The 24,767-nt window shown below is 67.9% G+C and carries 23 protein-coding genes; 10 read left to right on the top strand and 13 right to left on the bottom strand.

Annotation, left to right across the window (positions count from 1 at the left end):
- Positions 1–23: 23 nt before the first annotated feature.
- Positions 24–662: an endonuclease domain-containing protein gene (locus BLT71_RS07255; RefSeq protein ID WP_231994473.1), complete on the bottom strand. Its 639-nt coding sequence runs from the start codon at positions 660–662 to the stop codon at positions 24–26.
- A 481-nt stretch (positions 663–1,143) separates the two neighbouring features.
- Positions 1,144–1,710 (bottom strand): phosphoribosylglycinamide formyltransferase, encoded by a 567-nt coding sequence (gene purN / locus BLT71_RS07250; RefSeq protein ID WP_091718848.1) that lies wholly within the window; start codon positions 1,708–1,710, stop codon positions 1,144–1,146.
- Positions 1,711–1,749: 39 nt separating this feature from the next.
- On the opposite strand from purN, the gene BLT71_RS07245 reads away from it, so the two are divergent.
- Positions 1,750–2,181 (top strand): hypothetical protein, encoded by a 432-nt coding sequence (locus tag BLT71_RS07245; RefSeq protein WP_091718846.1) that lies wholly within the window; start codon positions 1,750–1,752, stop codon positions 2,179–2,181.
- A 49-nt stretch (positions 2,182–2,230) separates the two neighbouring features.
- Here BLT71_RS07245 and BLT71_RS07240 read toward each other — a convergent pair whose 3' ends face one another.
- The gene (locus tag BLT71_RS07240) at positions 2,231–3,544 is read right to left on the bottom strand and encodes a cell division protein PerM (RefSeq protein WP_091718844.1); all 1,314 of its coding nucleotides are present in this window, start codon (positions 3,542–3,544) and stop codon (positions 2,231–2,233) included.
- A gap of 187 nt (positions 3,545–3,731) precedes the next feature.
- Positions 3,732–4,619, bottom strand: a complete 888-nt coding sequence (locus BLT71_RS07235) for a DUF2382 domain-containing protein (protein ID WP_091718842.1) — start codon at positions 4,617–4,619, stop codon at positions 3,732–3,734.
- A 271-nt stretch (positions 4,620–4,890) separates the two neighbouring features.
- On the opposite strand from BLT71_RS07235, the gene BLT71_RS07230 reads away from it, so the two are divergent.
- Together BLT71_RS07230 and BLT71_RS07225 are read left to right on the top strand one after the other, a co-directional pair.
- Positions 4,891–6,048 carry a glycosyltransferase family 4 protein gene (locus BLT71_RS07230; RefSeq protein ID WP_172829927.1) on the top strand — a complete coding sequence of 386 codons (1,158 nt, stop codon included), beginning with the start codon at positions 4,891–4,893 and terminating at the stop codon, positions 6,046–6,048.
- Positions 6,045–7,433: a UDP-glucose dehydrogenase family protein gene (locus BLT71_RS07225; RefSeq protein ID WP_091718840.1), complete on the top strand. Its 1,389-nt coding sequence runs from the start codon at positions 6,045–6,047 to the stop codon at positions 7,431–7,433. The genes BLT71_RS07230 and BLT71_RS07225 overlap by 4 nt, the downstream gene beginning before the upstream one ends.
- 24 nt (positions 7,434–7,457) lie before the next feature.
- Here the strand turns inward: BLT71_RS07225 and BLT71_RS07220 are convergent, their stop codons facing one another.
- The gene (locus BLT71_RS07220) at positions 7,458–8,324 is read right to left on the bottom strand and encodes an HAD hydrolase family protein (protein ID WP_091718838.1); all 867 of its coding nucleotides are present in this window, start codon (positions 8,322–8,324) and stop codon (positions 7,458–7,460) included.
- A gap of 220 nt (positions 8,325–8,544) precedes the next feature.
- On the opposite strand from BLT71_RS07220, the gene BLT71_RS07215 reads away from it, so the two are divergent.
- Together BLT71_RS07215 and BLT71_RS07210 are read left to right on the top strand one after the other, a co-directional pair.
- Positions 8,545–8,814 carry a GlsB/YeaQ/YmgE family stress response membrane protein gene (locus BLT71_RS07215; RefSeq protein ID WP_015936364.1) on the top strand — a complete coding sequence of 90 codons (270 nt, stop codon included), beginning with the start codon at positions 8,545–8,547 and terminating at the stop codon, positions 8,812–8,814.
- Positions 8,815–8,968: 154 nt separating this feature from the next.
- Positions 8,969–11,161, top strand: coding sequence for a putative bifunctional diguanylate cyclase/phosphodiesterase (locus BLT71_RS07210; protein WP_091718836.1), 2,193 nt, complete (start codon positions 8,969–8,971; stop codon positions 11,159–11,161).
- A gap of 42 nt (positions 11,162–11,203) precedes the next feature.
- Here BLT71_RS07210 and BLT71_RS20750 read toward each other — a convergent pair whose 3' ends face one another.
- The gene (locus BLT71_RS20750; protein WP_231994472.1) at positions 11,204–11,767 is read right to left on the bottom strand and encodes a hypothetical protein; all 564 of its coding nucleotides are present in this window, start codon (positions 11,765–11,767) and stop codon (positions 11,204–11,206) included.
- Between the two features lie 236 nt (positions 11,768–12,003).
- Between BLT71_RS20750 and BLT71_RS07200 the strand changes: the two genes are divergently transcribed.
- Complete coding sequence (locus BLT71_RS07200; RefSeq protein WP_091718834.1) at positions 12,004–12,555, top strand: dihydrofolate reductase family protein; 552 nt, start codon at positions 12,004–12,006, stop codon at positions 12,553–12,555.
- 125 nt (positions 12,556–12,680) lie between these two features.
- Here BLT71_RS07200 and mmuM read toward each other — a convergent pair whose 3' ends face one another.
- Entirely contained in the window at positions 12,681–13,625 is a 945-nt protein-coding gene (gene mmuM / locus BLT71_RS07195) for a homocysteine S-methyltransferase (protein ID WP_091723875.1), read from the bottom strand.
- A gap of 90 nt (positions 13,626–13,715) precedes the next feature.
- On the opposite strand from mmuM, the gene BLT71_RS07190 reads away from it, so the two are divergent.
- Entirely contained in the window at positions 13,716–14,483 is a 768-nt protein-coding gene (locus tag BLT71_RS07190; RefSeq protein WP_091718832.1) for an IclR family transcriptional regulator, read from the top strand.
- Here the strand turns inward: BLT71_RS07190 and BLT71_RS07185 are convergent.
- Positions 14,480–15,241: an IclR family transcriptional regulator gene (locus BLT71_RS07185; RefSeq protein WP_091723874.1), complete on the bottom strand. Its 762-nt coding sequence runs from the start codon at positions 15,239–15,241 to the stop codon at positions 14,480–14,482. The genes BLT71_RS07190 and BLT71_RS07185 overlap by 4 nt on opposite strands.
- A gap of 186 nt (positions 15,242–15,427) precedes the next feature.
- On the bottom strand, positions 15,428–16,864 hold the full coding sequence (locus tag BLT71_RS07180) for an amino acid permease (RefSeq protein ID WP_091718830.1): 1,437 nt from the start codon (positions 16,862–16,864) through the stop codon (positions 15,428–15,430).
- A 427-nt stretch (positions 16,865–17,291) separates the two neighbouring features.
- Here BLT71_RS07180 and rlmC point away from each other — a divergent pair, with 427 nt between their 5' ends.
- Complete coding sequence (rlmC, locus tag BLT71_RS07170; RefSeq protein WP_091718826.1) at positions 17,292–18,419, top strand: 23S rRNA (uracil(747)-C(5))-methyltransferase RlmC; 1,128 nt, start codon at positions 17,292–17,294, stop codon at positions 18,417–18,419.
- Here rlmC and BLT71_RS07165 read toward each other — a convergent pair.
- Both BLT71_RS07165 and BLT71_RS07160 read right to left on the bottom strand, forming a co-directional pair.
- Positions 18,416–19,054 (bottom strand): FMN-binding negative transcriptional regulator, encoded by a 639-nt coding sequence (locus BLT71_RS07165; protein WP_091718824.1) that lies wholly within the window; start codon positions 19,052–19,054, stop codon positions 18,416–18,418. The two genes, rlmC and BLT71_RS07165, sit on opposite strands and share 4 nt — an antisense overlap.
- A gap of 23 nt (positions 19,055–19,077) precedes the next feature.
- On the bottom strand, positions 19,078–20,031 hold the full coding sequence (locus BLT71_RS07160) for a DMT family transporter (protein WP_231994471.1): 954 nt from the start codon (positions 20,029–20,031) through the stop codon (positions 19,078–19,080).
- Between BLT71_RS07160 and BLT71_RS07155 the strand changes: the two genes are divergently transcribed.
- Both BLT71_RS07155 and BLT71_RS07150 read left to right on the top strand, forming a co-directional pair.
- Positions 20,030–21,436 carry an aminotransferase-like domain-containing protein gene (locus BLT71_RS07155; RefSeq protein ID WP_091718820.1) on the top strand — a complete coding sequence of 469 codons (1,407 nt, stop codon included), beginning with the start codon at positions 20,030–20,032 and terminating at the stop codon, positions 21,434–21,436. The two genes, BLT71_RS07160 and BLT71_RS07155, sit on opposite strands and share 2 nt — an antisense overlap.
- A gap of 121 nt (positions 21,437–21,557) precedes the next feature.
- Positions 21,558–22,343 (top strand): hypothetical protein, encoded by a 786-nt coding sequence (locus BLT71_RS07150; RefSeq protein WP_091718817.1) that lies wholly within the window; start codon positions 21,558–21,560, stop codon positions 22,341–22,343.
- Here the strand turns inward: BLT71_RS07150 and BLT71_RS07145 are convergent, their stop codons facing one another.
- Both BLT71_RS07145 and BLT71_RS07140 read right to left on the bottom strand, forming a co-directional pair.
- Positions 22,344–23,165 carry an SDR family NAD(P)-dependent oxidoreductase gene (locus BLT71_RS07145; protein ID WP_091718815.1) on the bottom strand — a complete coding sequence of 274 codons (822 nt, stop codon included), beginning with the start codon at positions 23,163–23,165 and terminating at the stop codon, positions 22,344–22,346.
- A gap of 187 nt (positions 23,166–23,352) precedes the next feature.
- Positions 23,353–24,756 carry a GntP family permease gene (locus BLT71_RS07140; protein ID WP_091718814.1) on the bottom strand — a complete coding sequence of 468 codons (1,404 nt, stop codon included), beginning with the start codon at positions 24,754–24,756 and terminating at the stop codon, positions 23,353–23,355.
- Between the last annotated feature and the right edge of the window lie 11 nt (positions 24,757–24,767).

Below are 24,767 nucleotides of genomic sequence, written 5' to 3'. Positions count from 1 at the left end.
CCGGCGTCTTGGCGGGCTACGCCTCAAAGGATCGGTGACCAGCCTCTGCCGCGCAACGCAGCCCTCACTTTGGAGACGGCGGCCCTGCCGTCGTTTTCCATGTGGCGTTTGGAGACCCTGACGAGGACCCAGCCGCCAGTGGTGAAATCCTCCTCGCGAGCGATATCACGGACAATCTGTTCCCGAGAGGAGTGCGCATCGCCGTCGTACTCTACCGCCACCTTCTGTTCCGGGTAGCTCAGGTCAGGTTGGCGTACGACGGCGGCCCGCAGTTGAGTGGGAACGTTCAGCATGGGTTCGGGCAGGCCAGCGTCCTCCAGGGCCAGCCGGAGCCGCGTTTCCGGAGCGGAATCGGAGCCCACCCGGGCGCGTTCGAGGGCAATTCTGGCTTTCCTGATCCCAGGCGTCCCCTTATGCCGGTCCAGCATCTCCGCCAGATCCTCAAGGGTGCAGTGCGGCTTCGTTCTGGCCTCAAAGACCGGCCGAGGTACGCGGATGAGGTGGTCCGCCACAACCGTGATCTCGTCAACGCTCATTCGCCGGGCATTGTCCAGCCATGTGCGTGACCTGCTCGTCACCAGCAACCCGTCCACGCAAACGATCTCGTCATCGAAGAACTGCCCCACGTGGCCCACAACTCCCCTGCGGCGTGGAATCGCCATCGTGTCAGGCCTGGAAAGGTGTATCAGGGAGCTTTCGCCGGGCAGAAAGCCAGGAAACCCCCAAAAGGTAAACGCCGTTGCATGCGACGCAGCCGAACATGCCGTGATTCCCGCGTACGGCGCCACGAACTCAGGTCCGGGGCTAGAGCCCGGACCGGGGAGCATGCCGTCGTCCGGAACCCGTATACCGCGGCTAGGTGAGGTCAGCGCGACGTGACGCAGCCGCCTGAGGCTCACGCCGGCGTCGACCGCGTCCTGGAATGTGAACGGCAGGTCGGCAAGTGGCGTGGGCAGCGGGCGAGGGGTCTTCACGGCAACATACTTGCAAAACCTTCACCACAGGATCGTGTTATCCACAGGCTAAGTGCGCCTACTGCCAACTGACTGGCAGTTGTTGTCGTTCTGAAGGCTCAAAACGACAACAATTGCGACCTAGTTGGGGTGGGGAGGGAGAGTTGGGGGGTGACGTGCGCGGACCGGGTCAGGAGGCAGCGGCGAGGGTGGCCAGGGTGGATACCAGCAGCCGGCGCTCCACTACCTTGATGCGCTCGTGCAGGGTCTCTTCGGTGTCGGCGTCCTCGATAACCACTGCTTCCTGGGCGATGATGGGGCCGGTGTCCACGCCGGCGTCGGCCCAGTGCACCGTGCAGCCAGTGACCTTGACCCCGTAGCCCATCGCGTCGCGGACGCCGTGGGCACCGGGGAACGCCGGAAGCAGGGCAGGGTGGGTGTTGAGGTACTTGCCGCCGAAAGCGTCGATGAATTCCGGGCTGACGATCCGCATGAACCCGGAGGACACCACCACGTCCGGCTGGAACGCGGCCACCTCTTTGGTCAGTGCGGCGTTCCACTCAGCCCGGTCCGCATAGTCCTTGAAGTCCACCACGAACGTGGGGATCCCGGCAGCAGCCGAGCGTTCCACACCGAAGGTGCCGGGCCTGTCAGCTCCGACTGCGGCGATGTCCACGTCCAGCTCCCCCGCCTTGACCGCGTCAATGACAGCCTGGAGGTTGGAGCCGGTACCGGAAACGAGGACTACGATGCGCATGCGTCTAGCTTATGGGCAGGCTCGCGTAGGCTGGAAAACATGAACTCCACACCGGAACCGGCCGGGCCCCAGCGGACAAAACCGCCGCTCAGCGAGGCTGCAAAGGCCTACAAGGCCAAGACCCTCACACTGTTCCGGATGTTCATCGTGTCCGTGCTGGGGTCGTTCTTCGTCTACCAGCTGGACGTCCGTTATCTCTGGCTAACGGGAATCCTGACCATTGCCGCGCTGGCCCTGGGCATCGTCCTGTTGATCCGGTGGTTCCGTTCGAAGGAGTCGCGGCTGGTTCTGTTTGCCACCATCTGCGGCCTGATGGTGACCGCGGGCATGGTGGTGCTGACCCTGGCCTCGGCCCTGTTCTTCAACCAGGCAGCGGAGTACCAGGCGTGCGTGAACCGTGCGCTCACGGACCAGGCACAGCGGAGCTGCCAAGTGCAGCTGGAGGGATCGCTCCCCCGCCAGGCGCCGTAGCCGCGCCTTTGCTGACAGGCCAAGGACCCACGGGGCCCGCTTTTCGCAGCTAGTGGACCAGTTCCGCGTCGTCTTCCGACACGGCCCGCTCACGTTCAAGCCATGGCCCGGCAGCGTAACCGATCACGACGCCGGCACCCACCTCCGCGGCCAGCCAGACTCCCGTCCACAAAGGGTCCGGACCAATCTCGGTCAACCGGCCGATGCCGGCCGAGCCGCGGGCAAGCCAGGCCAGCCCCATGGCCAGGAGTCCCGCAGCCACCCCTGCCAAGACTCCCAGGACCAGGGTGGACACCGAGGCTGTGAACCAGCGGGCGTGGACCTTGATGGAGAGCCACTCGTCGAAGTGGTTTTCGCCTTCCCGGAGGAACCACCAGCCGGACAGCACGCCGGCGATGACCGGCACCATAAGGGCCACGAAGGCGTAGTCCAGGGCTCCGGCGGGAATGGCAGCCAGAACCGGGATGGACGGCAGGGGCCCGACGGCGGTACCCAGCGGGCCCACCTGGGAACCGACGCCCATGGCGAAGCCGGAGCCCGAGGTCCAGGCGAGGGCGAAGACCACCAGGTTGGGAAGGTAGCCGAGCTGCGCGACGGTGAGCGCCGCGCCTCCGGCTGCACCGGCGTCGAGCGCTTCATAGACCGCCAGCACCAGGTTCCAGTGGACGAACAGGTCCACCGCCAGCAGCACCGCGGCCAGTGCCAGGGCAGCAGCAACCGCCACAAACCCGGCCTTCACCACCGAGGCGAGGTAGGACCCTGCCCACCGTGAATGCTGGCTGGTCCGCGAGATCCAGTCGACGGCGTCCACACCGATCAGCCGGCTCCACGATCCGGCTTCGCGGCGGGCGCCGATGACCATGCCCAGGGCGAATGGGATCAGGGGAACCACCATGGCGTAACCGAGGTTGATGCCGACGTCCGGAGTGCGGCAGACGAAACCGGTGGCCACGCCGAACGCCGAGTAGACCACCCATGATCCCAGCAGCGCCTGCCACAACTGGTCCGTGTAGGAGGCCCGGGCCAGGCGTCGCCCCGCCCGCCAGGCGAGCAGGAACGGGATCAGTGTCAGGCCGAGGGGCACCAGCGTCAGCAGGCCTGAGCCGGTGTGGGACGCGGCGGTGGATCCGGCGGCTGCCAGTTCCAGCGGGACACCGTGCACCAGGAGCCAGGACTGGCCGGCGAGCCGGGCCAGCGTCTCAAACCCGTCGTCCTGGAAGCCCGCCGTTGCCCACACGGCAATGATGGGAACCAGCACGGCCAGCGCCGAGATGATCGCCGCCTGCGCTGTTTCAATAGCTCCCTGCAGCCACAAGGGCATGGGAAGGCCACGGTCTCCGGTCTGGTCAGCGCGCAGTTTCATCGTGATCCATGGTGTCACGCCGGGCCCGGACTGCCCGCCAGCGACAGGCCCCCGGAGTGCAGGCACACGAATGCCGGGAGCCCCCGAAGGGACTCCCGGCATTCGCAGGATCCGCATACCCTCTCCCGGAGCAGTCCGGCGTCGAGGCGTTCGACGCTGCTACGTGGCTCCGGTGGTGCGCGCTATATCAGAGACGCTTGTCGTGGCCGGTGCGTCGGTCGCCGTCCAGGCCGTCCGCGTCGATGTGCTCCTTGCGGACTTCCTCACTCACGGTGACGTCGTCCTGGACCACTTCCTTGTCGAGCCGGACCCGTTCCACCGGAACGGCTTCCTTCTCCACCACGGGGCGCTCCTCGTGGAGGATCACCTCGTGCTCCTCCTCGCTGATGTCCGGTCCGGAGAGTGCCGCGCCGCGGTTTTCGTCCGTGATTGGTTCACGCTCCAGCCGGACCTCCTCGCGCTGGACCGGGACGGTCTTGGTGACATTCTCCGTGGTCACGTACTTCCGCAGGCGGACGCGGCCGGTTGCTTCGCGTTCGGTGCCGACGTTCAGACGTTCCTCGGACCGCGTCATCGCGTCGTCAGTATTGGGGCCGGAGGTGTCCTGCCCAACGCCGCGGCCGCCGTCGTAGTCCCGTTCGCGGCCGGCGTCGCCGCCGCCCGTGACACCGGCGGTGGGCGTCCCGGCATTCAGGTCGGCATCGCCCTGGAGGTCGACGTCGTTGCGCGTATTGTCCTGCGACTCCGAGTACGTGGTGGCCCCACGGTCGTAGTGCGTGTACAGCCTGTCCTCTTCCTCGGGGGTGAGGTGGCCGTCGACGTCAACGCGCGGGGCGTCCTTCACATGGTCCTTGGTGTACGGGACCACCAGGTCATGGTCCTGGCTGCGCGCGCCCTCGACAGGGATGAAGGACTGGGACGTGCCGAAGAGGCCCGTCTTGACGGTGACCCAGGTGGGCTCACCCGTGTCGTCGTCTGCGTAGAGCTGGCCAATCGAACCGATCTTGTCGCCGTCGGCTCCGATGACGTTGCCGCCCTTGTGGAGCAGGGTCTCAATGTTCTCCCGGTTGAGCATGACTTCTCCTTGGATGATCGTTGCACTGGGCATGCGCCAGCTGCGGATTTTCCGGCACGGGATTCCCCCGGTCTTCGGCTCCCACCCCGTTGCTTGAGGCACTGCGCTGGCTGCTCCACTACAGTAAGCATGCTTAGCATCAAATGGGAAGTCTGCTTAGTAATTTTTACAAAAGACCCGCGATGGCGCACTCCCTGATGTTCACCGAACCTTTCCCTCCGGGCCATGCCTTCATCCCCGCCGCGTCAGGGCCGGCACCCACCGTGGAGGGGTGAGGATCGCAATTGTTGCTGAATCATTCCTGCCACTGATGAACGGGGTCACGCACTCCATCCTGCGGGTGCTGGACCATCTGCAGGAGCGGGGCGACGAGGTCCTGGTCATTGCGCCGTCAACGCACGACGGCGGTGCGGAGGACCATGTCAAGGGCGCCGAGATCCACCGGCTTCCGGCGGTCCCGCTTGCGGGGTACGCGAATGTCCGGGTGGCGATGGGCGGTGTGTACCGGGTCAAGCGAATCCTTGCCGACTACGCACCGGACGTCGTCCACCTGGCCTCGCCGTTCGTCCTCGGCTGGCGGGCAGCCCAGGCGGCCGCCCAGCTTGGCATCCCCGCCGTCGCGGTTTACCAGACAGAGGTTCCCGGCTACGCGGCCCGGTACGGCGTCCCCTTCCTTGAGAACTGGGCCTGGAACCGCGTGGAGAATATCCACCTGCTTGCTTCCAGGACGCTGGTGCCTTCCACGTTCGCGCTGAACCAGTTGCGCGGACGCGGCATTCCCCGGGTGCGGATGTGGCGCCGCGGGGTGGACACGGCCAGGTTCTCGCCGGACAAGCGCGACGACGGGTGGCGGGCTTCGGTGGCCCCGGCGGGCCACCGGATCATCGGCTACGTGGGCAGGCTGGCCGTGGAAAAACAGGTGGAGGACCTCGCAGCCCTGGCCGGAATGCCGGACACCACCCTGGTGATCGTAGGTGACGGACCGCAGCGGGCAGCCCTGCAGGAAACCCTCCCGGGAGCCGTCTTTACCGGGTTCCTGGGCGGCGATGACCTGGCCCGCGCGGTGGCGTCCTTTGACCTCTTCGTCCATCCGGGCGAGTTCGAAACCTTCTGCCAGACCATCCAGGAAGCCATGGCATCGGGGGTGCCGGTGGTGGCCACGGGACGCGGCGGACCGCTGGACCTGGTGGAGAACTCCCGGACCGGCTGGCTCTACGAGCCCGGTGACCTGTCCGCCATGCGCGGCCACGTCCTGGACCTGATGGGCGACGACGCCAAGCGCCGGGCGTTCGCCGCCGCGGCTCACGCCTCGGTACAGGCCCGCACGTGGCCGGCCCTGTGCTCGGAACTGATCTGCCACTACACCGATGTCATCGCAGAACAGCCGGTCCTGTCCGGTTCGTACAAAGCCAAGGGAGCAGCTCTATGAAAATTTCGGTGATCGGCTGCGGCTACCTGGGCGCCGTGCACGCGGCCACCCTTGCCTCGATGGGCCACTCAGTTGTTGGCATCGACGTGGACCACGCGAAAGTGGAACAGCTGGCCCGCGGTGCAGCCCCCTTCCACGAACCGGGCCTTGACGAGCTGCTGCAGGACGGCAGCGCCACCGGACGGCTCCGGTTCTCCACCGACATCGCGGATGCCGCCTGCGCCCAGATGCACTTCCTGTGCGTGGGCACCCCGCAGGACAAGGCCTCCGATGCCGCCGACCTGTCCTACCTGGTCTCCGCCACCCGGGCCCTGCTGCCGCACCTGGCCGCGGGCGCCGTCGTCGTGGGTAAATCCACGGTGCCGGTGGGCACCGTGGACATGCTGCGCGGGGTGCTGGGGCGTCGTCCCGATGTCCTGCTGGGCTGGAACCCGGAGTTCCTCCGCCAGGGCACAGCCGTCAAGGACTCGCTGGTGCCGGACCGCCTGGTGTACGGCGTGGACGGCGGGAAAGCCGCGGCCTTCAACCGGTCCACCGGCGCGCCCGTGGGGGTGGCGGCAGCCCTGGATGCGGTCTACGAGCCGCTGCTGCGCGCAGGCATTCCCCGGCAGGTCTGCAGTTGCGCCACGGCAGAACTCATCAAGTCCGCGTCCAACGCGTACCTGGCCACCAAGATCAGCTTCATCAACGCGGTGTCGGAGCTGTGCGATGCGTCCGGCGCGGACGTGGCGGAACTCAGCGAGGCAATGGGGCTGGATCCGCGGATCGGCAACCGTTACCTGCATGCCGGGCTGGGCTTCGGCGGCGGCTGCCTGCCCAAGGACATCCGCAGTTTCCGGGCACAGGCCACAAGCCACGGCGTGGATGCCGTGGCGGACTGGATGCAGCTGGTGGACTCGGTCAATCTTGGCCAGCGGCAGCGCACGGTGGACCTGGCGGCGGACCTCTGCGGCGGCACCGTGGCCGGCCGGACCATCACCGTGCTGGGCGCCTCCTTCAAACCGGACACGGACGATATCCGCGACTCCCCCGCCCTGGACGTGGCAGACCGCCTCGCGGCGGCCGGAGCGCACGTGACCGTCACGGACCCCAAGGCCGTGAACAACGCGTGGCGGCGTTACCCCCGGCTGCGGTTCGAGGCCAACGCAACCCGGGCCCTGGAAGAAGCAGAACTGGTGCTGCTCCTCACCGAGTGGGATGAGTACCGCCGGCTGTCCCCGGCCGTTGCAGGCAGCCTGGTACGACGGCGGGTGCTGCTGGATGCGCGCAACGCACTGGACGCCGCGGCATGGCAGGCTGAGGGCTGGGTGGTGCGCGGCCTTGGCACGTCCGCGGCAGGGGGTTCTTTTTACCCTACCGACGCCCCTGTCCCTGCGTCGGCGTAGCCCGCGGTCCGGCCAGTGGACGTATCAGTCCAGGAGGCCCAGGCCGGCGAAGGCGAGCGCCACGCCATTGCCGGCCGGGCCGGGTGTGAGCCGGTCGGCGACGGCGAGCACGCCGGGATGGCCGTCCTCCACCGCGATGCCCACCCCGGCGTACTCAAGCATTTCGATGTCGTTGGCGCTGTCGCCGATGGCCACAATGTCCTCCCGGCGAAGGCCCAGGCGTTCCTCCACCACCCGGATGCCCACCGCCTTGTGGGTGCCGGCCATGAAGATCTCGCCGGCTGAATCGCCGAGGGCGGACAGCGAACTGGGGATAAGCCCCACCTGCGGGCCGAGGCCAGCCATGAGGCCGGTCAGCGGTACCGGGGAATCAAAGCAGGAAATCTTGGCGAAGGACGCGCCTCGAAGGTCGTCGCTGTACTGGACCGGCCCCAGGATGTCCTCCACGGGATCCACGTCGGTGCTGAGGACGCCGTCGTGCCGGGAACGGCCGGCAAAGACGGGATCCAGGATCCGCCGGAGCCGCTCGCCCACCCCGGTGCGGCCGCGCAAAGCTTCGGGAGCTTCCAGGATGTAGGCGACATCGTGGGCGTCCAGGGTGTCCACGATAAGGGCCGCCACGTCGGGCTCGAACCGGGTGTCCTTGAGTACCTCACCGTTCATTTCCACCCGGGCACCCGCGCCGGTGATTACGCCGTCGAACCCTGCCTCCAGGATGTGGCCCGGCACCATGGACAGCGGACGCCCGGTGCACACGAAGACCAGGTGGCCGCGGCGGCGCACTTCCTGCACCGCATCCACGTGGGCTGCCGGGGCCAATCCATGGTCCGCGTATGTCCCGTCAATGTCGAGGAAAATGGCGCGCGGACGGTCTGTTTGCTGGCTGGACATGCCGGGCTCCTAAGGATGTGCTGAGCGGGACAATCCATCCTATCGAAGGCCCGGAATACGGCGCCCCGCCAGGCCAAGATGGCTGCTCAGGCGGGTGTTTACCGGGAAAACTGATAGTCATCCTGTGATATTGAAAGCCTTGCAGCGAAGTAAGCACGCTGATTGAATTAGGGAACCGGAGATGGGGGCACGGCACAACTTACTAATAAGGAGTGACAGCATGGGCATTCTCGGATTTCTCATCTTGGGCCTGATTGCGGGCGCCATTGCAAAGGCCATCCTGCCAGGCCGTCAGGGCGGCGGCTGGGTGGTGACCATGGTCCTCGGCGTAGTCGGCGCTATCCTTGGCGGCTGGATCGGGTCCCTGATCTTCGGTGGCGGCTTGGCCGAGTTCTTCGATATCCGCACCTGGCTGCTGGCCATCCTCGGATCCATCGTGGTCCTGCTGATCTACGGCGCAGTCATGAACCGCAGCGGACACCGGGCCTAGGAGCCCCTCTATCCTCTAGCGCAGAAACGCCGTCCCGGCAGCGGGGCGGCGTTTCTGCGTTCCGGGCCGGAACCGGTATTCGTGCCCAATCCGTAGTGAAGCTGGCCCCCATTCCCGGCAGTTCGCACCTTATGATGTGCGAGGGGGTGGTGGTATGGCTGAATCCAGCCACGAAAGCACAATGGCAGTCCGGACGTTCGAGGCGATGCTTGACGCCAGCCCGGATGCCTTCCTGGCCCTCGCGGCGGATGGCACCATCACCCTGGCCAACAAGGCAGCAACAACCCTCTTTGGACTGGACCGCAGGTTCCTTACCGGCCTGGATTACCGGACGCTGCTGGATGACCGCTCCCACCCCGAGGTGGACAGGCTCTTCCACCAGATCCTGGCCCGGTCCGCCGCGCACCCGCGGGAAGTGGCCTGGGTACATGCCGACGGCACCAGCTTCTCCGCCGAAGTGGCTGGGTCCCTCTTTCCCGCCGGGCCCGGGCAGCTGCCCGGGAATGCAGCGGCCGGCGCCGGCGACGCCAAGGACACCGCGCCCGACGACGGCGTCCCGGCCAGGGCACAGGTCCTCCTCTCGGTCCGGGGTACTTCGCACCGGCAGGCCACGAGTGCGGACCTTCGCCAGGCGATGTCTCTGCTGACGTCCACCCTGGAGTCCACCGCGGACGGCATCCTGGTGATGGGCTCCAACGGCACCGTGGCGGGATACAACGATCAGTTCCTCACCATGTGGGGCATTCCCCGCAAACTCATGGAAGGCGAAAGCGCGGACCCGGTGATGGAGCGCATCACCAGCCAGCTCACAGACCCAGGGACGTTCCTGGCCAGGCTCATGGAAGTCCAGGGCAACACCACCGCCGAGAGCCACGACGTTGTGGACTTCAAGGACGGCCGCACCTTCGAACGGTATTCGCGTCCCCACAAGGTGGGCGAGGACGTCGTGGGGCGGGTGTGGAGCTTCCGGGACGTCACTCCCCGCCGCAAGGCCCAGGAACAAGCGCACCAGGCGATGCTTGACCTGGCGGAGCAGGCGGAAAAGCTGCGCGTCATGGCCTTCCAGGACCCGCTCACCGGCCTGGCCAACCGGGCCGTGTTCAACGACGCCCTGGCCGGGTCGCTGCAGGAACCCCGGCTCAAGTCCGTTGATGTGCTGCTCCTGGACCTGGACGACTTCAAGGAAGTCAACGACCTCCTGGGCCACCAGGCCGGGGACGACATGCTGATCGAAGTGGCCCGCAGGCTTCGCGGCTGCGTCCCCGCCGCGGACGTGGTGGCACGGCTGGGCGGCGATGAGTTCGTGGTGCTCCTGACGGCCTCCCCCAACGTGGACGACATCGCGGCGTGCATTGTCCGCTGCCTGCACGTCCCCGTCACCATCAGCGGCCGCGCGCTCCGCCCCAGCCTGAGCTTGGGAGTGGCATCGCGGGGCCGGGACGAGGTTGGCCCGTCGGAGCTGCTCCGCCAGGCGGACATCGCCATGTATGCGGCGAAGGCCGCCGGGAAAAACCGCTTCCTGCGGTTCCATCCGGACATGATGGCTGCCCTGGTGCAACGGACGGACATGGAAAGCGGCCTGCAGTTCGCCCTGCAGGGCGGGGAGATCTCGGTGGATTTCCAGCCCATCGTGTCGCACCGCAGCGGGCAGGTGGTCCAGTTCGAGGCCCTCGCACGGTGGGACCGCGGCGCCGGGCGGGTGCCGCCGTCGGACTTCATTCCACTGGCCGAACGCACGGGGCTGATCCGGGACATCGGCCTTGAGGTGATGGCCCAGGCGATGGCGCAGCTGGCGGACTGGCTGGGCGAGGACCCGGCACGGTCGCTGGCAGTGAACGTGTCCGGGGTGCAGCTGCAGGAACACGATTTTGCCGCGAAGGTGCTGGGCCTGGCGGAGACCAACGGCGTGGCCACCCGCCAGCTGGTGCTGGAAGTCACCGAGAGCGTGTTCTTCCACGCCGACTGCGACCTGATCAGGCAGCTCAGCACGCTGCGGGATGCGGGCGCCCGGGTTGCCCTGGACGACTTCGGCACCGGCTATTCCTCGCTGGGGCGGTTGCAGGACCTGCCGGTGGACACCGTGAAGATCGACAAGACCTTTGTGTCCATGGTGCGGACCGGCAGCGAACGCCTGCCCATCCTTAGCTCCATGATCAACATGGCGCACAGCCTGGGGCTGACAGTCACCGCGGAGGGAATCGAGACGGCCTCACAGGCGGACTACCTCACGGCACTCGACTGCGATTCGCTGCAGGGCTACCTGTTCTCGCTGCCCGAGCCGGCCTCGCGCCTGGGGCACGCGCTGCGCCGGGCCGAAGAGGTGCTGGGCGCGCTGCACCGACGCTAGCCGGCGGCTGCGGGACGGGTACGACGCCGGCCCTTCCGGCTGCTAGGCGGCCTGCCTGCCGCCGGGCTGCTTGGGCTTCTTTCCCGAACCCAGGGGCTGGCCTGCCGGCCGCGGCGGAGTGGCCGGGCGGTCCTGATGCTCGCGCGCCTCGGGGGCGGTGGACTGGGCGTGGTCATACGGTGCAGAGTCCTGGGCGGATGATCCGGCAGCCGGTTCCGCGGCGCTGGATTCCCGGGCAGTGGCTTGGGCAGCCGGGGCAACGTTGGCCTGTCCGGCTGATTCCTCGTCAAGGGCATACTCGATAACGCCGTCCTCGTTGACAGCGTTTTCAGCCGGGACGAACGCATCAGCGGGGTTTGCCATGGCGGCGCGGTTGCGGCGCCAGCGGCGGATAAGGTCCACAGCGGCCAGCAGGCCCGCGAGCGGTGTGAGCACCGCAGCGGTGTAGACGAAGAGCATCCAGGTGAGGGTGGTCAACGGCGGCTGGTTGTTGTGCAGGAGGGACAGCCCGCCAAGGATCGCCACGAGCCAGAAGAGGATGACCGCCGCGAGGACAGCTCCGGCGGGAAAGTACTGGTTCCGCACAATCTTCTTCAGGGTTTCCAATGCACTTCCTCCTTGCCTGGCCGGGGCTGCGGAAAGTGGCCGCATCACCCTAAGTATGGGGCCCTTTTCCGCCGAATCACGGCAAGACGCCACGGCGAGTGATGAACGTAACTGGAGCGCCGCCGTCGTCCCCGTTTTTGGCGGCAATCCGACGTGCCTTGGCGCTGTTTGGTCTTCCGCCGGAACCGCCCGGCGCATAGGTTGTTCCTTGACCCAACGAACCCGGGAGGACCCGCATGCGCAAAGTTACGGCCGGACTGTTCCACTCCATTGACGGAGTGGTTTCGGATCCGTTCAAGTTCCAGTTCGACAGTTTCGACGCCGAGCTCGGCGAAGGCCTGACCGCCATGATTAACTCCGTGGACACCGTGGTGCTGGGCCGGAAGAGCTACGAGGAGTGGGCGTCCTACTGGCCCAACGCGTCTGCGGACCAGGACTTCGCTGCGTTCATCAACCCGGTGGAGAAGTTTGTGGTGTCCAGGACGCTGAGCGAGCCGCTGGAGTGGCAGAACTCCCGGCTGATGGACGCACCGCTGGAGGAGTTCGTGGCGAAGCTGAAGGAGAGCGACGGCGGTGAGATTGCCGTGTGCGGCAGCATCTCCGTGACCCGGCAGCTGCTGTTTGCGGGGTTGCTGGATTCGCTGCAGCTCATGACGCACCCCGTGATTGCAGGCAGCGGTAGGCGGCTGTTCGAAGACGGCGATCCCCTCACCCGGCTGGTCCTGCTGGATGAGAAGCGCACCAGCAAGGGCAACGTGCTCAGCACCTACGGGCTCCGGGGCGACTAGGCTGCCTGCGTCCCCGGGCATTGGCCTCCCGGCTCTCCCGGCTGAACGGCTTCTGGCACTGTGTGGCCGCCGTCCGGGGACACATTGACACGGAAACGCCGCGTCATGGCGCTCTGGCCGCCTGTTTAGCGGTGGATGTGCCCCGCGACGGCGGAGATGTCGGCCGGCGTGGTCCTGCAGCAGCCGCCGATGATCCGGGCGCCGAGGGCCTGCCAGGCAGGCACGCCGTCGACCAGCGCTGCAGGGGCTGTGGTGGCTGTGGGTGCTGCGTCCCAGGTTTTGGTGCCCGCATCGTAGGTTTCCCCGGAATTCGGGTAGGCCGCCAGCGGCTTGTTGGTGCCACAGCGCAGGGCCGTGAGCGCGGGGGCAACCAGCGCCAGCGGCACACAGTTAACCCCGACGGCGGCCACGTGGGACTCCGCGTCCAGCAGTTCCGCGACGGCGGCCAGGGGCGTGCCGTCACTGATGTGCCCGGCGTCGCGGAGGGAGAAGGAGAACCAGGATTCGACGCCGAGGTCCCGGGTCAGTTCCGCAAGGGCCTGTGCTTCGGCAAAGGAGGGCAGCGTTTCACAGGCCAGGAGGTCCGCACCGGCCTGGGCCAGGGCTTCGAGGCGGGGACGGTGGAAGGTCCGGAACTCGGCGGGTGTCAGGGCGTAGTCGCCGCGGTACTCCGAGCCGTCGGCAAGGTAGGCGCCGTAGGGCCCCACGGAACCCGCGATGAACAGCGGCCCGGCCTCGGGATGGTTGGCCAGATGGTCACGCCGCGCCTCGTCAGCCAGCCGCACGGACAGGGCCACGAGGTCCAGCGCCTCCTGCTCCGTCATTCCGCGGCCCGCGAATCCCTGCGGTGTGGCCTGGTAGCTGGCGGTGGTGGCGATCCTGGCACCTGCCGCGAAGTAGTCCCGGTGCACGTCCCGGATCAGGCCCGGCTGTTCCAGCAGGACCTTGGCCGACCACAGCGGATCGTCCAGGTTGCAGCCGCGTACCTCGAGTTCCGTGGCCAGTGCACCGTCGGTGGTCAGGGATTCCCCGGCGTCGAGCAGGGCGGACAGCGTGGGGATTACAGGCATGATGGTCACTATACGCATCCATATATGCGCATGCCGGGTATTACGGGTGCGTGAACCGGCCGGGACCACACCCCAACTACACTCGGAGCCATGTCGAAATCATCCAGCATGGGCCGCGGAATCATGGCCCTGCTGGCTGTGGGATCCCGCCACGCGGCTGAGCATCCGGGTGGAACGGTGGCGGAGATCGCCACCGGCCTGGGCAAGGACCGCAGCCAGGTCTCACGGTACCTGCGCAGCGCGGAGCAAGAGGGCTTCCTGGCCCGCACCGTCCACCGCACGTACGCGCTGGACTGGGAAGTCTTCACCGACGCCCAGCAACTGACGGCACGCCGGCTGGAATCTGACGGCGCCACTGCCCTGGACACGCTCGCCGGCGAAACTGATGAAGCCTGCTTCCTGGGCATCCTGCACGGGAACAGCACCGTGACCATCGGCGAAAGCGTTCCCGCGAGCAGCAACCTGGTGGGCTCCTGGCTTGGCCGGCCCTACCCCGCCTACTGCAGCGACGCCGGGCAGGCAGTGCTCTGGGAGGCCTCCGACGCGGAGGTCCGCACCGTCTTCGCGGACGTCGACTTTGTCCGGCACGGCCCCAACACGCCGGACAGCGTGGAAGACTTCCTGGCCAGGCTGGAAGCGGCCCGCCGGCGTGGCTATTCGATAGTGGACCAGGAGGCCGAACCGGGGCTGTACTCCCTGGCAGTCCCGGTCCGCGATTTCAAGGGAGAGGTGGTGGCAGCCCTGCAGATCGTGGGGATCAGGGACCGGCTGGAACCCCGCCGGGAGGCCTGCGCCGCGGCGCTGCTCCAGCAGGAGCGGTGGCTCGAAGCGGGCTTGGGGTACCGGCCGCAGGACTAGCGGGGCACGGCCCCAGCGCTAAGCCTTTTGGCGGCGGCAGCCAGGGCGGCCGCCGCGTCACGGCGCTCCGCCAGGCCGGGACCGCCGAGCACGCTTAGCGAGGCCCGCACTTCTCCTGACCCGTCCCGCACGGGCACGGCCAGCTCAACAACGTCGTGTTCGAATTCCTCGACGGCGGCAACCACTCCGGCCTGGCGGTCCCGGGCCATGAGCTCCCAGACGCCGTCGACGGTGTGCGCCGCGCCCGGGCCGCCGATGCCAATGAAGTTCACGTCCTGCAGCAGCCCCTCCAGGGCCGGCCGGGCCAGGTCCCACAGCAGGGCCCGGCCGGCACCCGTGCACCACACCGGGCTGACCATGCCGGGTTGGACGAAGCTGCCGGGCACGGAGTCGTTGCTGGAGTTCCGGAGCAGGATGGCCCGGTAGCCGTCGCGGACGGAGAGCCTGGCGCGCAGGCCCAGCACGGAAACCAGGGATTCGAGTTCGGTCCGGGCGGCGAGCACCCAGCCGGTATTGAGGGCCGCGGCCAGGCTGAAGTATTCCGGCCCGGCCCGGAACGGACCGCGCTCCGGGCGTTCGAGCAGTCCAAGGTCGCAGAGTTCCTGGGCAAGCCGCGAAACCCTGCTCTGGTCCATCGACAACGCCGCGGCGAGCTGGGATACACCCAGGAGTGGGCGCCCGGATTTCTCCCGGTCCACCACCAGCCGGACAATCCGGAGCCCCTGGGCCATTGACGACGCCTCAGCGGATGAATCCACGCTTTCCCTGCCCCTCCCGCCGGTCACGCGCCCCATTCTTCCACGGCCTTAGAGGTGCGACGCCTGTCATCGCCACCCCGTGGTCACCGCAGGCGGCCTCGGCACCCAGGCCGGGGACGACGACGGCGCGCGCCGGCGAAGGTGCCGGGCGCGCCTGCCGCACGGCCGTCGTCGTCCGTTCCCGGCTTAGCGCCGTGCCTGAACGCTCTTGCGGCCGTGCCGAAGGTGGAAGTAGAGGTAGCAGGCGGCAACGAACGGCACACCGAAGTAGAGGGCGGGCGCCTGGGCAGGATCCAGCGCGATGCCGATCAGCGAAACGACGCACAGGGTGAACGCCAGGATGGGGACCAGCGGGAACAGCGGCGCCTTGTAGGCGAGGGTGGAGGTATCGCCGCCGCCACGGATAAAGGCTCGGCGGTGGAAGAAGTGCGAGGCCGTGATGGACATCCAGACGCCCACCACCGCGAAGCCGGCCACTGACACGAGGACCAGGTAGACCGTCTCGGGTGCCACCACACTGCTGATCAGGGATGCCAGGCCGCCCACCATGCTCAGGGAGAGTGCGGCCAGGGGGATGCCGCGGCGGGTCAGCTTCTTGAGGGCGCGCGGTGCATGGCCTTCGTCGGCGAGCGAGTAGAGCATGCGGGCGCACGAGAACAGGCCGCTGTTGCCGGCGGACAGGAGTGCGGTGATGATGACGAAGTTCATGATGTCGGCCGCGAACGGGATGCCGATGGCGGAGAAGACGGTCACGAACGGGCTCTCGTCCAGCCCCACCTCCGTGTACGGGATGGTGGCGGCGATGACGGCGATGGCGCCGACGAAGAAGATGAGCAGGCGGATGACGGTGGTGCGCATGGCCTTGGGGATGGCCGTGGCCGGGTCCCTGGTTTCGCCGGCGGCAACGCCGATCAGTTCGGAGCCGGAGAAGGCGTAGAAGACGGCGAGCACGGTGACCAGGACGCCGGTGAAGCCGTTGGGGAACAGGCCGGACTCGGTGGCGAAGTTTTCGAACAGGAACGGGTGCCCGTCCCCGCCGCCGCCGAGCGGTTGGAAGCCGAACAGGGCCGCACCGCCCAGGACGATGAGGCCGATGATGGCGGCCACCTTGATGATGGCGAACCAGAACTCGGACTCGCCGAAGAACCGGGCGGACACAGCGTTGAAGCCGAAGAGGATGGCCGCGAACACCAGGCACCAGACCCACACCGCCACGTCCGGGAACCACCGCTGCATGAGCAGGCCGGACGCTGTGAACTCGGAGCCGATGGCCACGGCCCAGCAGAGCCAATAGAGCCAGGCGGTGGCAAAGCCGGTGGCGGGCCCGATGGAGCGGGCCGCGTAAATATGGAACGCCCCGGACACGGGGTAGGCGATAGCCAGTTCACCCAGGCAGGCCATCACCAGGAACACCACGAACGCCCCGATGAGGTAGGCGATCACCGCGCCCAGCGGGCCTGCCTGGGAAATGGTGTAGCCGGAGCTGAGGAACAGGCCCGAGCCGATGACGCCGCCCATGGCGATCATCACCAGATGCCGCGGCCCCATGGAGCGGCGGAGTCCGGAGCTGACCGGCTGCGCCGGGTCCGGCCTGGTGTCGAGCGTAGGCAATGAGGGTTCCACGGGTTTCTCCAGTGCGGGTGATCGGTGCGGGTGGTGGCGGCAGTGTTGGGTGCTCCGCGGGCTCACGTGCTTCGCAGATGCGCTTCGCAGAACCCGGGGATCGAAGAAGTGAACGCCGACAGAGCCGAAAGTAGCACGGTTGCCGAATTTACGGTCATTAAAGGCATGGGGGCTTGCTTATATTGCACGCTGTTACATGCTGGGCCTTGGCCGGCAGTCAGCGCGCGCCACCGCGGGGCACATTGACACGGACACGCCGGGCTGCACAGGCTGAGCGCCCGGGAGCGACCCCAATGTGCCCCGCGACGGTGGCGGCTCCACCGACCCAGGGAACCGGCGGCGCCCACCCACGGAACGCTCGACGGCGGCACTCCCCCAGGTGCCGGCGTCGGGCGTCCCCAAGGGCAGCAGGTAAAATTGGAGGGCCATGCGCTGTTCCTACTTTGATGCCGCCCGCTGCCGCTCCTGCACCCTGATGGGCACGCCCTACGGGGAACAGCTGGCCGGCAAGCAGGCCCACTGCCAGACCCTTCTCTCCGGCCACACGTCGCTGGAGTGGCTGGAGCCCGTGGCCAGCCAGGAATCAGCATTCCGGAACAAGGCCAAAATGGTGGTCAGCGGGACGGCCCAGAACCCCACCATCGGCATTCTGGACGCCGACGGCCACGGCATCGACCTGCGCAAATGCGGCGTCTGCTCCCCCGGGCTCCGCGCTGTGTTCCCCGTGGTGACCGCCTTCATCCGCACCCACCGCCTGACGCCCTATGACGTGCCCAACCGGAGCGGCGAACTCAAGCACTTGATCGTCACCGAGTCCCCCGACGGCGAAATCATGCTGCGCCTGGTCCTCCGTTCGGAGCAGCTGGTGCCGCGCATCCGGAAGCACCTCCCGGACCTGCTGGCCGACCTGCCGCAGGTGAAGGTGGTGTCCATCAACCTGCACCCCGAGCATAAGGCGGTGCTGGAGGGCGACCGGGAGATCCTGCTGACGGAGCAGTCCACGCTGAGCATGCGGGTGAACGACATCAACCTGCACCTGCGCCCGCAGAGCTTCTTCCAGACCAACAGCGAAATGGCCGCGGCGCTGTACCGGCAGGGGCGCGAATGGGTCAATGAACTAGCCCCGGCGTCAGTATGGGACCTGTACTGCGGCGTGGGCGGATTCGCCCTGCACGTCGCCGACCCGTCCCGCACGGTGACCGGAATCGAAACCAGCAGCGAGGCCATCGTCTCGGCCCGGATCAGCAGCGATGAAGCAGGGCTGCAGGGCATGGAGTTCGAGGCCGGGGACGCCACCGCCTTCGCCCTGGCGGCACGGCAGGCACCGGAGCTGGTGATCGTGAACCCGCCGCGCCGGGGCATCGGCAAGGAGCTGTGCGGCTGGCTGGAATCCTCCGGTGTCCGGCACGTGGTGTACTCCAGCTGCAATGCCCAGTCCCTGGCCCGCGACCTGGCCGCCCTCCCCTCCTTCACGGCACGGCGGGCACGGGTCCTGGACATGTTCCCGCAGACCACGCACTACGAAGTAATGGTCCTGCTGGAGCGGGCCGGCTAGTTTTCCGGTGCCCGCTGGGCGAGGACGCGTTCGACGGCGGCCGCGCTGGCTTCCTGCCCGCCGGACCGCAGTCCGGCCACCACGCCTGAGGCGTCGGCTGCGGACCGGTTCTGGCTCAGCTTCTCCTTGGCCTCGATCCGGGTGATCAGCAGCTCGATGCCCACGATGGCGCGCAGCTGCCCGGCAATGAACTTTTCGGGGGCGTCGTCAACGCTCCACGGGTGCTCCCGCTCCCCCTCGTGCCGGTCCGTCAGGCGGCGGACGTGCCGTGCCAGCCAGCCGGCGTCGTCATGGACAACCAACTGGCCATACACGTGCGCCGTGCTGTAGTTCCACGTGGGAACCACTCGGCCGTGCTCGGCTTTGGACGCGTACCAGGACGGCGAAATGTAGGCGTCGGGTCCCTGGATGATCGCCAGTGCCTCACCGATTACGGAGGCGCAGGCCTGCGGGTTGTTCCGGGCTACGTGCGCGTGCAGGGCACCGTGCTCCCCCACGTCCGGCTCGTAAACGACGGGCAGCAAAGTGGCCAGCAGGCCGCCGTCGGTCATGGTGATGAGGTTGGCCGCGCCGGGGCTGGTGAGAAGGGCCTGGACGGCGTCGGGGCCGACGGCGAAGTGGGCGGGAATGTACATGGGGATGTCCTTTCGGGTGGTGGTCAGGCGGTTGGTTTGAGCCGGACGCGGACGGCGGCGCCGGCGCAGAGGATGACGGCCAGGCCGCCGATGGCAGTTGTCCAGGTGACGGCTTCGCCCAGCAGGAGCGCCGCCCAGCAGATGCTCAGCACGGGCTGCAGGAGCTGGATCTGGCTGACCTGCGCCATCGGCCCGATGGCCAGGCCGCGGTACCAGGCAAAGAAGCCGAGGAACATGCTGACCACAGCAAGGTAGGCGAAGGCTGCCCACTGGACGGGCGTGGCCGACGGCGGCTGGCTGGCGAGATCGAACACGGCCAGTGCCAGCATGGGCGGGAACGCGAGGACCAGCGCCCAGGCGATGGTTTGCCAGGAACCCAGTTCGCGGGCCAGCAGGCCGCCCTCGGCGTACCCTATGGCGGCGCACACCACGGCGCCGAGCAGCAGGAGGTCCGCCCAGTGCAAATGGCCGATCCCGCCCGATTGCAGGAACGCGAAAGCGAGGGCCGCCAGCGAGCCGAGCGCCATGACCGCCCAGAAGGCTGGGCGGGGACGCTCCCGGGTCCGCAGGATGGCGGCCGTCGCTGTAGCGGCGGGCAGGAGGGCGATCACCACGGCACCGTGCCCGGCCGGGACGGCGGTGAGCGCGTAGGACGTCAGGAACGGGAAGCCGACGACGACGCCCCCGGCCACCAGCGCCAGCCTCGCCCAGGTGCGTGGTTGCGGAAGCCGCTGGCGCGTGAGTGCCAGGGCTGCGGCCGCGAGGACTCCGGCGACGACGGCTCGGCCGGACCCGATGAACAGCGGGGACAGGCCCGCCACGGCCATCCGGGTCAACGGGACCGTGAAGGAGAAGGCCGCGACGCCAAGGAGTCCCCACCAGAGGCCGGTGGACTTCCCGCTCGGTGCGGTGCCGCTGTGCCGGACGGGCAGTATCACTGGCTCCGGAAGCACAGTAGCGCTACTATGTTCTATCATGAACAACGATAGCAGTTCGCGGATCGTCTTGGCACTCAGAACGTGGATCACCGCCGCCGCGCCCGGAGCGAAACTGCCCTCCACGCGCTCGCTGGTGGCCGAGTACCAGGCCAGCCCGGTGACGGTGCAGAAGGCGCTGCAAACCTTGACGGCGCAGGGGCTCATCGAAAGCCGCCCCGGTGTGGGAACCTTCGTGCGGGCGGCCCGGACGGCGCGCCCCGCGGACTACGGCTGGCAGACCGCAGCGCTGGGGTCGCCGTCGTCCGTACTGCCGTCGTCGTCCACCATGCGCACGGCGCCCAACGACGCCATCTGGTTCCACTCGGGCTACCCGGACCGTGAACTGCTGCCCGAACGCCTGGTGCGCGCTGCGCTGGCCAGGGCCGCACGTGGTGACGCCGCACTGTCCCGCCCGCCGGCAGCCGGGATGCCGGAGCTGCAGCAGTGGTTCGCCCAGGAGCTGGGGGCGGCGACACCGGTGGGCATCACTCCCCCAACGCCGAGCGATGTGATCGTGCTGCCGGGAAGCCAGAGCGGGCTGAGCTCGATTTTCCGGGCGCTGGTGGGGGCCGGCCAGCCGCTGCTGATGGAATCGCCCACGTACTGGGGTGCCATCCTGGCTGCCGCCCAGACAGGCGTGCGGGTGGTGCCGGTACCCAGCGGGCCGGAGGGGCCGGACCCGGTGGGACTGGCCAGGGCGTTCGAGGAAACCGGGGCGCGCGCGTTCTACGCCCAGCCCAACTACGCCAACCCCAGCGGCGCGCAGTGGGCGCCCGGGCGGGGCGGCGAGGTCCTGGAGGTGGTCCGCGCACACGGGGCGTTCGTCATCGAGGACGACTGGGCCCATGACTTCGGCATCACCTCAACGCCGGTGCCGCTGGCGACGCAGGACGATTCCGGGCATGTCATCTACATCCGGTCGCTGACCAAGAGCGTGTCCACGTCGGTCCGGATCGCCGCTGTTGTTGCGCGCGGTCCGGCCCGGGAACGGATCCTGGCGCACCGGGCGGCGGAGTCGATGTACGTCAGCGGACTGCTGCAGGCCGCGGCCCTGGACGTGGTCACGCAGCCGGGCTGGCAGACCCACCTACGGAGCCTGCGACAGCAGCTGCAGTCCCGCCGGGACCTGCTGGTGACCAGCGTCCGGGAGCACGTGCCGGACGCCCACATTGAGCTGCTGCCCAAGGGCGGGCTGAACCTGTGGCTGCGGATGCCCGACGGCACGGACCTGCCCCGGCTCACGCGCGACTGCGAAGATAACGGGGTGATCATCGCCGCCGGAACGGATTGGTTCCCGGCGGAACCTGCCGGCCCGTTCGTCCGGCTCAACTACTCCGGCCCGAACCCGGCCGCGTATCCCCAGGGCGTCAAGATGATCGGCGAGGCGCTGGCCCGGCAACACTGAGCCGCCAGGCAGGATTCCCCAAGGAATTGATCAAGGTTGGCGCAGGGCCAGCTTTCCTCCCCTGCGCCGTGGCTACGCTGGCCGTGCACTTCGCATCCGGAACACGTCAATGGGGGCACAAATGAATACACGGAAGCACTCTTATCGGTCGCGCGCCGCAGACCCGAAAGCCGAGACGGGTCCCGGCCGCAGCGCCCGGAGGCACGGCACCAAGAACGGTGTTGCCGCGGCGACCGCGGCCGCCGTCGTGCTCCTCCTGACCGGCTGCGGCGGATCCCCCGCCTCGCTCAGCGCGGCGACGGCAGACGAACCCACCAGCACGGCTGCGGCCTCGCCCACAGCAACCGTCACGCCCATCTCCGGAACTGCGTGTGCGAGCGTAGACAGCCAGAAGTCCGCTGGCGGCACCACGTATATCTGCACAAAGGACGAGGCCGGTGCCGTCGTGTGGCTTGAGGCCTCCAAGTCGCGGAATGTGAAGGAGAAACTGGCGGCCGCTGCTGGTGCCAAGGCTGCCGCAGACAAGGCAGCAGCGGATAAGGCAGCTGCAGACAAAGCAGCTGCCGATAAGGCAGCAGCGGACAAAGCGGCAGCCGATGCTGCCGCGCAGGAAGCGGCGCGCCAAGCCGCGGAAGCCAAGGCCGCACAAGACGCCGCCGCAGCACAGGCTGCGGCCGAAGCCGCTGCAAGGGCGGCAGCAGCGCCAGCACCTAGAGCCGTTCCCGTCGCTCCTGCCGCCGGAACCGGTTGTGACCCGAACTATTCAGGATGCGTGCCTATCGCCTCGGACGTCGACTGCGCCGGGGGAAGCGGCAACGGTCCCGCCTACGTAAGGGGGCCGGTACAGGTTATCGGCAGCGATATTTACGGTCTGGACCGGGACGGTGACGGTTTCGGCTGCGAGTAGTTAGGCGGGCTTGACCAGCTCTTCGCTCTTGTCCCACAGTTCGCGGGCCAGGACGGCGTCGTAGGCCTGCTTGTTCGCCTTGGCCAGGGCACGCTTGGCATAGTAGGCGCCGGAAATCCAGTCGGTGCCGGCGGTGCCATTGATGAGCCACAGCATGGTGTCGGCGCCCTGGTCCGGGGTGAGCATGAAGCGGTTCAGGATGGTCTTGTACGCGTGACGCATCGGACTCGCTGACTCCGCCGCGAAGTTGGTGCGGACCACGCCGGGGTGGAACGCCGCCGTCGTAATTCCGCGCTCGTGGAAGCGGCGGTGCAGCTCGGACGTGAAGAGGATGTTGGCGAGCTTGCCGGTGCCGTAGGCGCGGTTGACGGAGTAGCTGTGCTCGGCGGTCAGGTCGAAGAGGTCCAGCTTGCCGAAGCCGTTGGCGGCGCTGGAAGTGTTGATGACCTTGGCGTTGCTGGCCGCCAGGGTGTCCAGCAGCAGCGTGGTGAGCAGGAAGGGCGCCAGGTGGTTGATCTGGAACGTGGCTTCGTTGCCGTCGACGGTCAGGGTGCGCTTGCCCATGATGCCGCCGGCGTTGTTGGCCAGGACGTCGATGCGCGGGTAGTCGGACTTCAGCTGCGCCGCGATGGTACGGACCTGTGCGAGGTCGGCGAAGTCGGCGACAAAGTAGTCGGCGTCGATCTCCTTGGCCAGCGCACGGGTCTTCTCGGCGGACCGCCCCACCGCCACCACCCGGTCGCCTCCCTTGGCCAGGGTCCGGGCGGCTGCTGCGCCGATGCCGTCGCTGGCGCCGGTGATCACAATGGTGCGTTGGGTCAAGGGGTGTCCTTTGCTCGAAGCGGCTGCGCCCTGTCCTCTGTGGATCGGACAGGCGCACATAGGGGGAACAACGACGGCGGGGCGGCCGGTGTTCCCACCAGCCGCCCCGCCGCCGCGAAAGTACGCCGCGCCAACTGCCGTTCCGAGCCTCCGGAACGGCAGCTGGCGCTACGTGGTTGGGCGGGCGCTAACCCGCCAGCCCGGCCACCAGGAAGATGACCGCGGCGATGGCGAAGCCCATGACACCGATCAGGGTTTCCATCACGGTCCAGGTCTTCAGCGTGGTCTTGACGTCCATGCCGAAGAAGCGGCCCACCAGCCAGAAGCCGGAGTCGTTCACGTGCGAGACCACTACTGAACCGGCGGCCACGGCGATGACCATGGCGGCCACCTGCATGCCGTTCAGCCCGCCTGCGGCCACTGCCGGAGCGATCAGGCCCGCCGTAGTGGTGAGTGCCACGGTGGCGGAACCCTGCGCAATGCGGAGGATGGCGGAGATCAGGAAGCCGGCCAGGATCAGCGGGATGCCCAGGCCGCCCAGTACGTCAGCCAAGGCCTTGCCGATGCCGGAGGTGCGCAGCACGCCGCCGAACATGCCGCCGGCGCCGGTGATCAGGATGACGGAGCAGACGGGTCCGAGCGAGGACTCCAACAGCTTCTCCAGCGCGCCGGCGTCCTTGCCGCGCCGGGCGCCCAGGACGAACAGTGCCACGAGCACGGCGATCAGCAGGGCCACCGGGGTTTCACCGAGGGTGCGCAGGATCTGGAACCACTGCTGGTCCTTGGTGCCCGCGGCCAGTACGCCAGAGGAGGCCAAGGTGTTCAGGCCGGTGTTGACGAAGATCAGGACCAGCGGCAGGAGCAGCAGGCCGATGATGGTGCGGAAGCGCGGCGGGTGGGACTCGGCTTCGGCGGAGGCGTGGCCCAGGATTTCCGGCACCGGCAGGACCAGCTTCTTGCCGGTGTACAGGCCGTAGAGGTAGGTGGTGACGTACCAGGTGGGGATGGCAACGATCAGGCCGGCGACGGTGACCAGCCCGATGTTGGCTTCGAAGAACGCGGCAGCGGAAACCGGGCCCGGGTGCGGCGGCAGGAAGATGTGCATCACTGAGAACGCACCGGCGGCAGGCAGGCCGTAGCGGAGCACGCCGCCGCCCAGGCGGTGGGCCACTGCGAACACGACCGGCAGCATGACCACGAGGCCGGCGTCGAAGAAGATCGGGAAGCCAAAGATCAGCGAGGCGAGGCCCAGCGCGAAGGGGGCGCGCTTCTCGCCGAAGATGCCGATCAGGTAGTCGGCCAGGACCTTGGCGCCGCCGCTGGTTTCGACGATGCGTCCCAGCATCGCGCCGAGGCCCACCAGAAGCGCTACCGTTCCCAGCGTGGTGCCGAAACCGTCAATGAGGACCGGCACCACCTTGTTGGCGGGGATGCCGGTGGCAAAGGCGGTGGCGAGGCTGACGAGGATCAGGGCGATCAGGGCGTGCACGCGCAGCTTGATGATCAGGAACAGCAGGGCGAGGATCGCGGCTGCGGCGATGAGCAGCAGGGGGCCTGCTCCCAGCGTCTGGGTCCATCCTTCGATGGTCATGGTTCTCCTTT

The organism is Pseudarthrobacter equi (assembly GCF_900105535.1).
Lineage (GTDB): Bacteria > Actinomycetota > Actinomycetes > Actinomycetales > Micrococcaceae > Arthrobacter > Arthrobacter equi.
This window is presented reverse-complemented; position numbering and strand designations above follow the sequence as displayed.